Raw genomic sequence first — 13,610 nt, 5'->3', positions numbered from 1 at the left:
GGTCGGTCTGGCTGGAAGTCGGGTTGGCTTGTTAGCCGTGGCGGTTGGGCTGGGTGAGTTGGTCTGGCTTGAGGTCGGGTTGGCTGGTTGGCCGTGACGGGTGAGCCAGGAGCCTTGGGTTCGCTGAAGGTTTGGGTCGGCTGATTGGCCGTCCGGGTTGGGCTGGCGAGCTGGACTGGCTGGAGGTTGAGCCGGCTGGTTGGCCGTTACTGGTGAGCCAGGGCGTTGGGCTCGCTGAAGGTCGCGTTGGCCGGTAGCCGCGACGAGGGGGCAAGGCGGACTTGACTGGCCTCAAGGTCGGGCCGCCCGATTAGCCGCAACGGCCGAGCTGGACCAGACGGCTTCGTCCCCAGCTGGTCGTGGGGAGGGATGCCGCTCGCTGCCACGGTCCGGCCGGTCGGCTAGCTGGGGCCAACGAGCTGCCGACCATGCGGCTTTGACTGCCTTCGCCCTGCGCCGGGCAGGTGAGTGCACTCGGTTGGAAACCCTGCGGCACTGGGGGTGCGGCTGGATTCCGGCCGAGTGCACCAAGGCTCCAGCCTGATCAAGCGGCTTCTGCCCGAGCAGCCAGGCAACACTCGAGAGACCCCGCCGATCAGCGGTGAAGGCAGACCAGTTTCCGCACCTGATCCGTCAGAACAACGTCGGTTCCTCCGGAAATGCCCCTTCGATCACCAGCATCCGCCGCTTAGTCTCGACCCCGCCCGGTGCAGAAAAGCCTCCGGTGTTCTTGCCCGCTCCCAAAACCCGATGGCACGGCACGATGATCGGAAACGGATTGTTCCCCATCGCCTGCCCGACAGCCTGAGCTCCGCCCGGCGCACCCAGCTGATGCGCGATATCCCCGTACGTCAGAACTTTCCCCGGCGGAATAGCCCGCGCGACGTCGTACGCGCGCCGGTTGAAGTCCGGCACGTCCTGGTAATCCAACGGCGCCGCACGCAAATCGCGAGCCTCTCCCGACAGCAGCGCGACGACATCCTCCACCACCGCGCGAAGTTCCTCCGGCACCGGCGATTCCACCGCGTCCGGGAAGCGGGTCGCGAGGTGCGCGCGCGTCCGCTCAGCTGTACTTCCCGGTAGCGCGGTTCCGATCACCGTACCGTCCCGCCAAGCGAGGCCGCACGCCCCGATCGGGGTGTCGAACACCGTGTACCCAACCGTCATACCGCCCAGCGTACGACCCGGCACCGACAGAAACTGGCGAGAAAACGACACGACCCTAGAGCCGCGGCGAACCCGATCGCGCCCTCCGCAACGGCGGCCGCGACCCGGGCAAGCCGATCGCGATCCTGGCTGAAGACAAGCCTCAGCCAGTCGCACCGGAAGCCCGGCCGCCCGCCTCCGAAACCCGGCCAAGCCCGGAAACCCGCTCGGGACTTTCCCTTCCCGGCCAACGGCCTCCGCGCCCCCGGCGAGGCTGGAAACCGCGGTCAGGACTCCATTTCCGCGACTCGCCTCGGAGCCTGGTGAAGCTGGAAGCTCCGGTCACGACTCTGCTCCGTCGCCCGGCCCTGAGGCCTGGCGAACGTGGAAGTTCCGGTCGGGACTTCCGTTCCCGCCACTGGCCTCCGAGGCTCGGCGAAGCCGGAACCCCCGTTGAGGACTCGGTTCTCCGTCGAGCTCCGAAGCCTGGCGAAGCCGGAACCCCGGTGAGGGTTGCGTTCGGCCGCCGAGGGCCGATGCCTGGCGAAGCCGCAACCGGGTGAGGACTCCGCCCGCCGCCGAGCGCCGACGCTGGGCGAAAACTGGAACCCCGATCAGGACGTCCGTTCCCTCACCCGGCTCCCGAAACCTGACAAGGCCGGAACCCCGAGAATCCCCGGGAACCTCCCAGAACCCAGAACCCAGAACCCCCAGGAACCCCCCCGGTCAGGACTTCCGTTCCCGCCACCCGTTCGTCATCGGAAGCCGTCGATCCCGGCCGAACGCCTTGAACGTGATCTTCGTGCCCGGCGGGTACTGCCGCCGCTTGTACTCGGCTCGGTCGACCAGCCGCACGACCCGGTCGATCGTTTCCGGGTCGAACCCGGCCTCGATCAGGTCCGCGTACCCGCGGTCGTTCTCGACGTAGTCGTCCAGGACGTCGTCCAGCAGCTCGTAGTCCGGCAGCGAATCCGAGTCCTTCTGGTCCGGCCGCAGCTCCGCGGACGGCGGCTTCGTGATCGAGTTTTCCGGGATCGGCGGCGTTTCCCCGCGCTTGGCCGCTTCCTCGTTCCGCCACCGGGCCAGCTGCCACACGTGCGTCTTGAACAAATCCTTGATCGGCGCGAACGCACCGACCGCATCGCCGTAAATGGTCGAGTAGCCGACGGCCAGCTCGGTCTTATTGCCGGTCGCCAGCACCAGGTGTCCGTCCAAATTCGACAGTGCCATCAGCAGCATCCCGCGCACCCGCGCCTGGATGTTCTCCTCCGCGAGCCCGGTCAGCTGCAGCTGGTTCACATACACGTCAACCATGTCGCCGATCGGCTCGACCCGGTAGTGCGCGCCGATCCGCTCCGCCAAGTCGGAAGCGTCATCCCGCGAGTGCGAGGACGAGTACTTCGACGGCATCGAAACGCCGTACACGTTGTCCCCGCCGAGGGCGTCCGCCGCCAGGGCCGCGCAGACCGCCGAGTCGATTCCGCCGGAGAAGCCGAAGGTGACCGAAGAAAATCCGTTCTTGTGCACGTAATCGCGCAAACCGACGACCAGCGCCGACCACACCTCGGCCTCGTCCGACAGCGGTTCGCTGATCGTCGGAGCGACCAGCGGCGAGTACTCAACCAGCGGCGAGTCATTCAACACCCGCCGGTGCACTTCCAGCCCGTCGAAAGAGCCCGTGGCGGCAGCACTCGCGGCAGGCAGGTCCAAGTCCAGCACCAGCAGGTGCTCCACGAACTGCGGCGCCCGCGCGAGCAGAGTCCCGTCCGCGCCGACCACCAGCGAGTCGCCGTCGAAGACCAGATCGTCCTGGCCGCCGACCTGGTTCGTGTACACCAGCGGCGCGCCCGCCTCGGCCGCTCGCCGGGCGATCAGCGGCAGCCGTTGTTCGTCCTTCGAGCGCTCGTACGGCGACGCGTTCGGCGCGACCACCAGGTCGACCCCGGCCTTGCCCAGCGCGGAGATCGGGCCGCCGTCCTGCCAGATGTCCTCGCAGATCACCATGCCGATGTCGACGCCGTGCAGCCGCAGCACCTCGAGTTCGGTGCCCGGTTTGAAGTACCGGTGCTCGTCGAACACGCCGTAGTTCGGCAGATGGTGCTTGAACTGCCGGGCGACGACCTCGCCGCGGTACAGCGCCGCCGCGGCGTCGCGCGGGCCGATTTCGTCGTGATCCAGGTAGCCGACGTACGCGAGCACCTCGCCGCAGCCTGCCTCGTCGAGCCGGCGCGCCAGTTCGGTCACCGAGCGCCGGGACGCGTCGGCGAACGTGCGCCGGAGCGTGAGGTCCTCGACCGGGTAACCGGTTTGGGACATCTCCGGGAACACGACGACATGCGCGCCCGCCTCGGCGGCCTTGCGGGTCCACTCGACGGTGAGCGCGGTGTTCCCGTCGATGTCGCCGACGGTGGTGTTGACCTGGGCCAGTGCGATGCGCAGTTGCGGCATACCGCCATTCTGTCCCACCGCACCGACAGAAACTACGCAGAGGTGAGCCAGAGAACGGCGAAGGGCCCCTCACCCGCGGCGAGGGGCCCTTCGAAAGAAGGAATCAGGACTTCTTCATCCGCATCATGCTGCGCACCTTCTTGACCGTCTGCTCGAAGTCCGAGTCGAACGGGTTGTCGTGCACCAGGTACGTCCACGTCGTGTTCGCCCGCCGCACGCCGACGTCCTCGAGGTCGAGGCCGTTGTCGGTGATCTCGGCTTCCTCGAGCGTCTTCGCCGACCGCGAGGCGGATTCGGCGATGATCTTGTGGAATTCCGGGATCGCCGCGCGGTGGAACTCGTCCAGCGGCGTCTCGCGGGCCAGCGCGCGCAGGTGGATGCTCTCGCGCACGTCGGTGAGGTACGCCAGGTGGTCCGACCACAGCTGGTCGAGGTGGAACAGCCGGACCTCGCGGCACACCTGCTCGAGCCGGTCGGAGTCGTCCAGCTTTTCCTTCAGCTCGGCGAACTTCTCCGGCTGCGCCTTCTCCAGCTCCTCGGCCGCGAGCCCGGTGTGCAGCACCTTGTCGCGGTGCTCCAGCAGCTCGGCGCGCTGCCGCTCGATCAGCCGGGTGTAGCGCCAGGTGTTGCGGTGGATTTCCAGGTCGACGCCCTCGGCCACGCGCTGGGCGTGGTTGAGCTGCCGGTGCGCGGCCGGGTCGGTGATCTCGCCGGTCTCGGTGTCCGCGTCGATGCCGTCCGGCAGATCCGGCGCGTTCGACAGCACGAGGTCGTCGTTGAGGCTCGCGAAGAAGATCGCGCTGCCCGGGTCGCCCTGCCGTCCGGACCGGCCGCGCAGCTGCCCGTCGAGACGGCTCGACGGATACCGCGCGGTGCCGATCACGTGCAGGCCGCCCAGCTCGGCGACCTCCTCGCGGGTCGTGCCGTCGCTGCCGCCCAGCCGGATGTCGGTACCGCGACCGGCCATCTGCGTGGACACGGTGACCGCGCCCTTCTTGCCCGCCTCGGCGATGATCGCGGCCTCTTCGGCGTCGTTGCGCGCGTTCAGCACGACGCACGGCAGTTCGGCCTTCGCCAGCTTTTCCGCCAGCTCCTCGGACTCGGCGACGTCCTGGGTGCCGACGAGAATCGGCCGCCCGGTCTCGTGCACCGTGCGGATCTCCTCCTCGATCGCGCGCAGCTTCTGCGACGGCGAGGCGAAAACGCGATCCTGCTGGTCCTCGCGCACGTTCGGGGTGTTCGGCGGGATCACCGCGACCTCGAGCTTGTAGAACTCGCGCAGCTGCTCGGCGACCGCGACGGCGGTACCGGTCATGCCCGCGACCTCGGGGTAGCGCGCGAGCAGCGCCTGCACGGTGATCGAGTCGAGAATCTCGCCCCGGTCAGTCGCGGTGACCTGCTCCTTCGCCTCGACCGCGGCCTGCAGGCCGTCCGGCCAGCGCTGCAGCTCGGCGACGCGGCCGCGGGCGGCGTTGATCAGCTGCACCTTGCCGTCGCGGACCAGGTAGTCGACGTCGCGGGTGAGCAGGGCGTGCGCGTGCAGGGCGACGTTCACCGCGGCGAGCCGGTCCGAACCGGACTCGTCGTACAGGTCGACGCCGCCTAGCGACTTCTCCACGACCGACGCGCCGGCGCTGGTCAGCCACGCGTTGCGGCCTTCGGAGTCGGTCTCGTAATGCAGGCCGAGCCGCAGCCGCCGGACGATCTTGGCGACCTCCTCGTCGGCGTCGTTGTGGTCGATCGAGCCGGCCATGACCAGCGGCACGCGCGCCTCGTCGACCAGCACCGAGTCGGCCTCGTCGACGATCGCCACCTCGGGGGCCTTCTGCACCAGGTCGTCGGCGCTGGTCACCAGGCGGTCGCGCAGCACGTCGAAGCCGATTTCGGCGACCGCGCCGTAGGTGACCTCCTTGCCGTAGGCCTCCTTGCGCTCCTCCTTCGAATGTGCCGGTTCGACCCAGCCGACGGTGACGCCGAGCAGGTCGTACACCGGGCCCATCCACTCCGCGTCGCGGCGGGCGAGGTAGTCGTTGACCGTGACCACGTGCACCCGGCGGCCGCGCAGCGCGTACCCGGCTCCGGCGAGCGCGCCGGCGAGCGTCTTGCCTTCACCGGTCTCCATCTGCACGACATGCCCGGTGAGCAGGCCCATGGTGCCGAGCAGCTGCACGTCGAAGGCCCGCTCGCCGAGCTTGCGCCGGGCGGCCTCGCGGCCGAGCGCGCAGATCTCGATCAGCTGGCTGTCGGTGAACGAGGCGGCCCCGCCGATGGCGTCCCGCAGCTTGCCCGCGCGCTCGGTGAGCTCGGCGTCCTCGAGCTTCTCCAGCTCCGGTTCGAGCTTCTCGACGGCGGGCAGCAGCGCTTCGTAACGGGTCAGCTCGACGCTGCCCGGCCGCTGGATGATCCGGCGGAGCCGCTTGCCCACCCGGCTGATCAGTGCCACCCCTGGTCTCCTCGTGTCGATGTGTCTCCGGTCGCACCCCGCACTGCCCAACGCGCCGACGGTGCGTTCGAGTTCCGCGCCCGGATGGCACGATCAAACCGTGCCACGTCATCCCAGCGCCAGCCCGAAAGTCCATCCGTTCGTCGCGTTAGCGGCTGCCGGCCTGCTTGCGACCACGCTCGCGGCGTGCTCGTCGAAGCCCGACCAGGCCGCGCTCGCGCCGACGGTCGAATCGCACGCGCCGGTGGGCCCGGTGCCCGCCGGACTGGAGCGGTTCTACGGGCAGAGCGTGTCCTGGTCCGCGTGTGCACCCTACGCGACCTCGGACGACGCGCGATCCGCCTTCAAGACCCAGGGAATCGAGTGCGGACGGCTCACGGTTCCGTTGAACTACGACAAACCGGACGGGCAGGCGATCACCATCGGCGTGCTGCGGCACCGCGCGAGCGATCCGGGCGAGAAAATCGGTTCGCTCGTGGTGAACCCGGGCGGACCGGGCGCTTCGGGCATGGTCGCCGCGGCGGGCCTGATGGACCAGGTGTCGAAGTCCGATCTGGGCGACCGGTTCGATCTTGTCGGCTTCGACCCGCGCGGGATCGGGGCCAGCGAACCGCAGATCAAATGCCTGACCGGACCCGAGCGCGACGCGGACCGCGCCGACGACAGCGAGACCGACGGTTCGCCTGCCGGCGTCGCGAAGCAGGAGACGGAACAGAAGGACTTCGCCGCGAAGTGCACACAGCGGACGAAGTACGGCGACGACATGCTCGCGCACGTCGGCACGCGCGACGTCGTTAAGGACATGGACGTGCTGCGAAGCGTCCTAGGCGACGAGAAGCTCACGTACCTCGGTTACTCGTACGGCACGCGCATCGGGTCCACGTACGCGGAGACCTTCCCGAAGAACGTGCGTGCGCTCGTTCTCGACGGCGCTGTCGACCCGACGCAGAGCCCGGAAGACTCGCTCGTCGCGCAGGGCCAGGGCTTCGGCGGAGCGTTCAACGAATTCGCGAAGTGGTGCGCGGCGCGTCAGGACTGCGCGCTCGGCCACGACCCCGCCGACGCGACGAAGCAGTTTCAGGACCTCGCGCGCCGGTTGATCGACTTCCCCGTTCCGGTGGGCGACGGCCGCAAGCTGTCGTACGACGATGCGACCACTGGCGCCATACAGGCCCTCTACCAGCAGAATCTCTGGGAGTACCTGAACACGGGGCTGAACGAGCTGAGGCTGCAGCGCGGCACGACGCTGGAGAAACTGGCCGACATCTACAACGAGCGCAACCCGGACGGCACCTACGGCACCACGCAGGACGCCTTCATCGCGATCCGCTGCGTCGATGATCCTCGAGTCACCGATCCGAAGCAGATCCTCGAAGGCCAGGAGAAATACGTAAAGGCCGCGCCGTTCCTCGACGACGGCCGCAAAGCCAGCTCCGCTCGCGACGCGTGCGCGTTCTGGCCGGTGCCGAACACGTCGAAGCCGCATGAGCCGAACGTCGAGGGCCTGCCGAAGACTCTGACGATCTCGACCACGAATGACCCGGCGACGCCGTACCAGGCGGGCGTGAATCTCGCGAAAGCGTTGAAGGGTTCGCTGTTGACCTTCGAGGGGACGCAGCACACGGTGTTCCTGCAGGGCAACGCGTGCGTCGACAAGGCGGGGTCGGCGTACCTGATCGACGGCACGACGCCGCCGGACGGCACTCGCTGTAAGTCCAGCTGAGGTCGCGCTGGCTCGCGACGGTTGTGGCGGCGACGCCCGAGCCGGAGACCGCTAGGGCTGCTGATCCGTCAGCAGCACCTCGTACATCACCGGGCTGTCGCGCATTGTCGCCGGTGGCACCTGCAGCCACATCCGCGCGAAGCGGCGCGGTTCCGCCGCCGTCACCCAGATCTTCACGTTCACGTCCGCGTGGATCTGCGGTACCAGCGCCGCCGCGACAGCCTGGGGCACAGTTCCGCCGACGCGGTAGCCGTCGACGTGCTGGATCGTCTCGCGGATTTCGGTTTTCGGCTGCTGGAGCGAGCCGAGCAGACGGATCAGACCGCCGTGCGGACCGAGGAACCGGCTGACCGGGAAAGTCGTGGGACCGCTCGTTTCGCCACCCTTCGTGTCCTTGGCGGTCGCGGTGTGCCCGGAGACGGTGAACGAGAACGACCGATCGGTGAATTCCGCGCTGCCGCTCGCCTGCCCGCCGTTCTTGAGCGTCGCGTTGCCGACGAGCTTCGTCATCGGCAGGCCGGGCAGTACGCCATTGACGCCGACCGAGAAGTGCAGGCTGCGGACCTTGGAGAAGTTCTCCTTGGCGGCGGAGAGCAATCCGTCCGCCGCGGGCAAGGGGGGTGCCGCGGTGCAACCGCCGACCAGCCCGAGGAGCAGCAGCGCCGGCAGGACACGTCGGCTGAGCATGGCCGAGAGCCTACTTGGTTGGCCCGATCCTTTCGGATGGTGTCCTTCCGGCCACTGTCGACAGAGGTCCGAGCGCACCAGACTGACTGCTCGTGACCGTTGAGACTCGTCCTGCCCGCCGCCTGCACCGCGCCTGGTTCGTCGCGGCGGCCGCGTTCGTCGCCCTCCTCGCCGCCGCCGGCTTCCGCGCCGCGCCGGGTGTCCTGATCGATCCGCTGCACGAAGAGTTCGGTTGGTCCCGCGCCACGATCGGCTCCGCCGTCTCGGTCAACCTCGTCCTATACGGCCTCTTCGCGCCCTTCGCCGCGGCGCTGATGGAACGGTTCGGTATCCGCCGGGTCGCGGCTACCGCGCTGTGCGTCGTCGCGCTCGGCGCGGGCGGCACGGTCTTCATGAGCGCCAGCTGGCAGCTGATCCTCTGCTGGGGCGTGCTCGTCGGCCTCGGTACCGGCTCGATGGCGATGAGCTTCGCCGCGATGGTCGCGACGCGTTGGTTCGTCCGCCACCGCGGTGTCGTAACTGGCGTACTGACCGCCGCCGGAGCGACCGGTCAGCTGATCTTCCTGCCGTTGATCGCGTCGCTCGCGGTGGACGACGGCTGGCGGACTGCGTCCATGGTCATTGCCATCGCGGCTCTCGCGGTGGTCCCGGTCGTGCTGTTGGCCGTACGCGATCATCCTGCCGACGTCGGCACTGTCGCGTACGGAGCGCCCGAAGGCACCGAAGTGGAGCGCCCGGCCCCGAAGGTCGGCACTGTCCGCCGAGGGTTGACGGTGCTGTTCCAGGCCGCGCGCACCCGTACGTTCTGGCTGCTCGCTATCGGGTTCGCCATCTGCGGGGCGACCACGAACGGGTTGGTCAGCACACACTTCGTCCCGGCCGCGCACGACCACGGCATGCCGCAGACGACCGCGGCGAGCCTGCTCGCGCTGGTCGGCGTCTTCGACGTGGTGGGAACGATCGCGTCGGGATGGCTCACCGACCGTGTCGACCCACGGATCCTGCTCGGCGTCTACTACGCGTTGCGGGGAGTTTCGCTCGCCCTGTTGCCGCAGCTGTTCACGAATTCGGTCCAGCCGAGCATGTGGGCGTTCATCCTCTTCTACGGCCTCGACTGGGTGGCGACCGTTCCGCCGACGGTCGCGCTCTGCATCCGCTCCTTCGGCGAAGCCGGGCCGATCGTGTTCGGCTGGGTTTTCGCCTGCCACCAGCTGGGCGCGGCGTTCGCCGCTTCCGCCGCCGGCGCGGTGCGCGACCAGCTCGGCGATTACGCGGTCGCCTGGTACGTCGCCGCCGGGCTCGCGGTCATCGCCTCGGTCGCGTCGCTGTCGATCACCCGGTCAAGCAAAACTCAGAAACCCCAGCTCGCCCACCTCGCGTGAACCCGTCTCCGATGTGGGTGACCCGTGAAACATGGCGTTAACACGTGCTGGTTAGGGTTCGGCCATGGATCGCCAGCAGGAATTCGTGCTCCGCACTTTGGAAGAGCGCGACATCCGTTTCGTTCGCCTGTGGTTCACCGACGTGCTGGGATTTCTGAAGTCCGTCGCGGTCGCGCCCGCCGAACTGGAGGGCGCGTTCAGCGAGGGCATCGGGTTCGACGGCTCGGCCATCGAAGGCTTCGCGCGCGTCTACGAGTCGGACATGGTCGCCAAGCCCGACCCATCTACGTTCCAGGTGCTGCCGTGGGAGACCCCGGAGGGCGGCCCGTACTCCGCGCGGATGTTCTGCGACATCGCGATGCCCGACGGTTCGCCGTCCTGGGCCGACCCGCGGCACGTGCTGCGCCGCCAGCTGTCGAAGGCCAGCGAGGCCGGGTTCACCTGCTATGTGCACCCGGAGATCGAGTTCTTCCTGCTCGCCAACCTCCCCGACGACGGCAGCGAGCCCGAGCCCGCCGACAACGGCGGCTACTTCGACCAGGCCAGCCACGCCACCGCGACGCACTTCCGCCGGCACGCGATCGAGACCCTCGAGGCGATGGGCATCTCGGTCGAGTTCAGCCACCACGAGGGCGCGCCGGGTCAGCAGGAAATTGACCTTCGCTACGCCGACGCGCTGACCATGGCCGACAACGTGATGACGTTCCGTTACGTCGTCAAGGAGGTCGCGCTGACCCAGGGCGTGCGCGCGACCTTCATGCCGAAGCCGTTCACCGACCAGCCCGGCTCCGGCATGCACACCCACGTCAGCCTGTTCGAAGGCGACCGCAACGCGTTCTACGACGCGGAGGACCCGCACGAGCTTTCCGAGACCGGCAAGGCGTTCGTCGCCGGCGTCCTGCACTACGCCAAGGAAATCTCCGCCGTCACCAATCAGTGGGTCAATTCCTACAAACGGCTGATCAGCGGCAGCGAGGCTCCGACGACGGTGTCGTGGGGCAGGGCGAACCGCTCGGCGCTCGTGCGCGTGCCGATGTACTCGCCGGGCAAGGCCTCGTCGCGGCGCGTGGAGATCCGGACGCTCGATTCGGCGTGCAACCCGTACTTGGCCTACTCGGTCATACTGGCCGCGGGGCTGAAGGGCATCGAAAAGGGCTACGAGCTGCCGCCGCCCGCCGAGGACAACATCTGGCAGCTGTCGGACTCCGAACGCCGTGCCGCCGGTTACTCGCAGTTGCCGCAGAACCTCGGCGAGGCGCTTGCCGAGATGGAGAAGTCGGAACTGCTGCCGGAAGCGCTCGGCGAGCACGTTTACGACTTCTTCTTGCGCAACAAGCGGGTCGAGTGGGACAACTACCGGAGCGCGGTCACTCCGTACGAGCTCCGGACCCTGTTGCCGATGCTCTGACGGGCCCCCGGGCCGTGCTCCGACGTTGGGGAGGCATCGGAACATGGGAAAAAGACTGCCCGCCGTACTCGCCGCACTGGTCGCGGCGGCGGGCTTGGCCACCGCGCCGCCGGCGGTCGCGATGCAGGATGAACCCGCGGTCGACGCGGCGGGCCTGCACTTCGACCTCGATCGCGCCGACATCCCGTTCCTGCAGCACCGGATGGCGACCGGTCAGCTCACTCCGACCCGGCTGACCAGCGCGTACCTCGCCCGGATCCGGGTGCTGGACCCGAAGGTCAACGCCGTCCTCGCGCTCAACCCGGCCGCGCTCGCGCAGGCCGCGGCCAGCGACGTCCGGCACCGGACCGGTCGCACCCGCGGTCCGCTCGACGGGATCCCGGTGCTGGTCAAGGACAACGTCGACACCCACGACCAGCAGACCACCGCCGGTTCGCGCGCGCTGCGGAGCCGCCCGGCGAAGGACGCCACGCTGATCACCCGGCTGCGCGATGCGGGAGCGGTGATCCTCGGCAAGGCGAACCTGTCCGAATGGGCCAACTTCCGCGCCGCGAAGCCGACTTCCGGCTGGTCCGGCGTTGGCGGGCAGACCAACAACCCGTACGTCCTGGACCACAACCCGTGCGGGTCCTCCGCCGGCTCCGCGGCGGGCGTCGCCGCGTCGCTCGCGCAGGTGGCGATCGGCAGCGAGACCGACGGGTCGATCGTGTGCCCGGCCGGGATGACCGCGACCGTCGGCCACAAACCGAGTCTGGGGCTCGTCAGCCGCACCGGCGTCGTGCCGATCTCCGCGGAACAGGACACGGCGGGACCCATCGCGCGCAACGTCGTCGACACCGCGCTGACGCTCTCGGTGCTGCAGGGTCGCGACCCGTCCGACCCGGCCACCCTGCGCTACCCGTCGACCCAGCCGACCGACTACGCGAAACTTCTCCGCCCCGGCGTCCTGCGGGGCGCCCGGATCGGCCTGTGGCGGCTGCCGGTGCTCGGCCCGGACACGGACGCCGTGGTCAGCAAGACGAAAGCCTCGCTGGAACGCGCCGGTGCGACAGTCGTCGAGGTGACCCTGCCGTACCAGGACCGGCTCTCGGCGCTGGAGTTCCCGGCGCTGCTGACCGAGTTCCACCGCGACATCGACGCCTATCTCGCCACGCGCCCCACCGGCCCGCGGAACCTGGCGGACCTCATCGCGTACAACCGCGCTGACCCGCTGGAACGCACTTGCTTCGCTGGTCAGGAACTGTTCGAGCAGGCGCTCGCCGCGCCCGGCCCGCAGGATCCGACCTACCTGAAGAACCGGGCCGAGCTGCAGGACCTGTCGCGCCGGTCGGTGGACGAGACCCTCGCGAAGTACGACCTGGACGCCATCGCGTCGCCGACCAACCCGCCGGCCTGGAAGACGGACTGCAAGGTCGGCGACAACGACGTGATCCCGTCCTCGACCCCGGCCGCGGTGGCGGGGTACCCGGCCGTCACCGTCCCGGCCGGTTCGGTCGGACCGCTGCCGGTGGGGATTTCGTTCATGGGCGGACAGTGGAGCGACGGGAAGATGCTCGCGCTGGCCGCGGACTACACGCGGGTCGCACCGGCTCGGGTTCCGCCTCGGTACCTGCCCCGGTTGCCTGGGTAAGCCTTTCGGGGTGATGGCTTGTCGGCCGCCGGTCAGTGCACTGCACTGGCCGGCCGCTTTCGTTTTCGGCAGGTGCCGCTGCGGATCGGTGGGCCTGCGCAGCTGGCTGACCTGCGTAATCGGGTTGCGCGGGTGTCCGCGAAGGGGTGGACTTGGGCTGGTTCGAGGGCGTCTGGGCGGAGACCTGGGTCACTCAAGGGCTCTCCGGAGCCCGTCCGAGCGCTCCCGGGCACCCGCGAACCGGTCGAATCGACCCGCTGTCAAGGCTCTGACCAGCGTCGATGCCGTTAAGTGACCCCCCTGTTTTCGGGTGGTTGGAAGGCATGTAATCTTCTCTTCGTCGCCAGGAACACCGGGCCGGCGGGGCCGAAAGCCTCACCGACCAGGAGCCAGGGCCGAGCGGGTTGACACCGCGAAACGGACCAGGTAATGTTCAGCGTCGGCCCACGAGCGGCCGCCGACTCCCTACGACTAGCTTGTAGGTACCGGCATGCTCGACCAAAAGCTTGAAATAACGCATCGAGCTTGGCCTGGTTGATTCCGGGTTTGGTTCGGGGTGTGTTGCTTGAGAACTCAACAGTGTGCTAGTGAACTAAGCCAGTAGAGCTTATATGAAACCCCCTCGTCGGGGTTTCCTTTGAGAATGATTGATTGAGAGTAGTCTCGATCGAACTCGTACAGCATTGTTGGAGAGTTTGATCCTGGCTCAGGACGAACGCTGGCGGCGTGCTTAACACATGCAA

8 protein-coding genes and 1 rRNA gene are annotated in these 13,610 nt (G+C 68.5%); 5 read left to right on the top strand and 4 right to left on the bottom strand.

Annotated features, from left to right (window positions below; genetic code table 11):
• Positions 1-633 precede the first annotated feature (633 nt).
• The 3 genes from ABD156_RS46410 to secA2 form a co-directional block, all read right to left on the bottom strand.
• A complete protein-coding gene (locus tag ABD156_RS46410) occupies positions 634-1,167 on the bottom strand; it encodes a methylated-DNA--[protein]-cysteine S-methyltransferase (RefSeq protein ID WP_344288401.1) in 534 nt (177 codons plus the stop codon).
• Positions 1,168-1,872: 705 nt separating this feature from the next.
• A complete protein-coding gene (locus ABD156_RS46405; protein WP_344288399.1) occupies positions 1,873-3,594 on the bottom strand; it encodes an NAD+ synthase in 1,722 nt (573 codons plus the stop codon).
• Positions 3,595-3,697: 103 nt separating this feature from the next.
• Positions 3,698-6,037: an accessory Sec system translocase SecA2 gene (gene secA2, locus ABD156_RS46400; RefSeq protein WP_344288397.1), complete on the bottom strand. Its 2,340-nt coding sequence runs from the start codon at positions 6,035-6,037 to the stop codon at positions 3,698-3,700.
• A 100-nt stretch (positions 6,038-6,137) separates the two neighbouring features.
• Between secA2 and ABD156_RS46395 the strand changes: the two genes are divergently transcribed.
• The gene (locus tag ABD156_RS46395) at positions 6,138-7,760 is read left to right on the top strand and encodes an alpha/beta hydrolase (RefSeq protein ID WP_344288395.1); all 1,623 of its coding nucleotides are present in this window, start codon (positions 6,138-6,140) and stop codon (positions 7,758-7,760) included.
• 51 nt (positions 7,761-7,811) lie between these two features.
• Here the strand turns inward: ABD156_RS46395 and ABD156_RS46390 are convergent, their stop codons facing one another.
• On the bottom strand, positions 7,812-8,447 hold the full coding sequence (locus ABD156_RS46390; RefSeq protein ID WP_344288393.1) for an LppX_LprAFG lipoprotein: 636 nt from the start codon (positions 8,445-8,447) through the stop codon (positions 7,812-7,814).
• Between the two features lie 92 nt (positions 8,448-8,539).
• On the opposite strand from ABD156_RS46390, the gene ABD156_RS46385 reads away from it, so the two are divergent.
• From ABD156_RS46385 to ABD156_RS46370, 4 genes are all read left to right on the top strand, one after another.
• The gene (locus tag ABD156_RS46385; protein ID WP_344288391.1) at positions 8,540-9,829 is read left to right on the top strand and encodes an MFS transporter; all 1,290 of its coding nucleotides are present in this window, start codon (positions 8,540-8,542) and stop codon (positions 9,827-9,829) included.
• Between the two features lie 64 nt (positions 9,830-9,893).
• Entirely contained in the window at positions 9,894-11,237 is a 1,344-nt protein-coding gene (gene glnA, locus ABD156_RS46380) for a type I glutamate--ammonia ligase (RefSeq protein ID WP_344288388.1), read from the top strand.
• 43 nt (positions 11,238-11,280) lie between these two features.
• On the top strand, positions 11,281-12,867 hold the full coding sequence (locus ABD156_RS46375; protein WP_344288386.1) for an amidase: 1,587 nt from the start codon (positions 11,281-11,283) through the stop codon (positions 12,865-12,867).
• Positions 12,868-13,550: 683 nt separating this feature from the next.
• Positions 13,551-13,610: ribosomal RNA gene (locus ABD156_RS46370) — 16S ribosomal RNA — on the top strand; the annotation flags it as partial.

Origin of the sequence: Amycolatopsis albidoflavus (assembly GCF_039525725.1) — a bacterium.
GTDB lineage: Bacteria > Actinomycetota > Actinomycetes > Mycobacteriales > Pseudonocardiaceae > Amycolatopsis > Amycolatopsis albidoflava.
This window is presented reverse-complemented; position numbering and strand designations above follow the sequence as displayed.

Excerpts from the sequence above, each read along its gene's own strand:
- ABD156_RS46410 (WP_344288401.1), bottom strand. The coding sequence starts at position 1,167 with ATGACGGTTGGGTACACGGTGTTCGACACCCCGATCGGGGCGTGCGGC.
- ABD156_RS46405 (WP_344288399.1), bottom strand. The coding sequence starts at position 3,594 with ATGCCGCAACTGCGCATCGCACTGGCCCAGGTCAACACCACCGTCGGC.
- ABD156_RS46390 (WP_344288393.1), bottom strand. The coding sequence starts at position 8,447 with ATGCTCAGCCGACGTGTCCTGCCGGCGCTGCTGCTCCTCGGGCTGGTC.
- glnA (WP_344288388.1), top strand. The coding sequence starts at position 9,894 with ATGGATCGCCAGCAGGAATTCGTGCTCCGCACTTTGGAAGAGCGCGAC.
- ABD156_RS46375 (WP_344288386.1), top strand. The coding sequence starts at position 11,281 with ATGGGAAAAAGACTGCCCGCCGTACTCGCCGCACTGGTCGCGGCGGCG.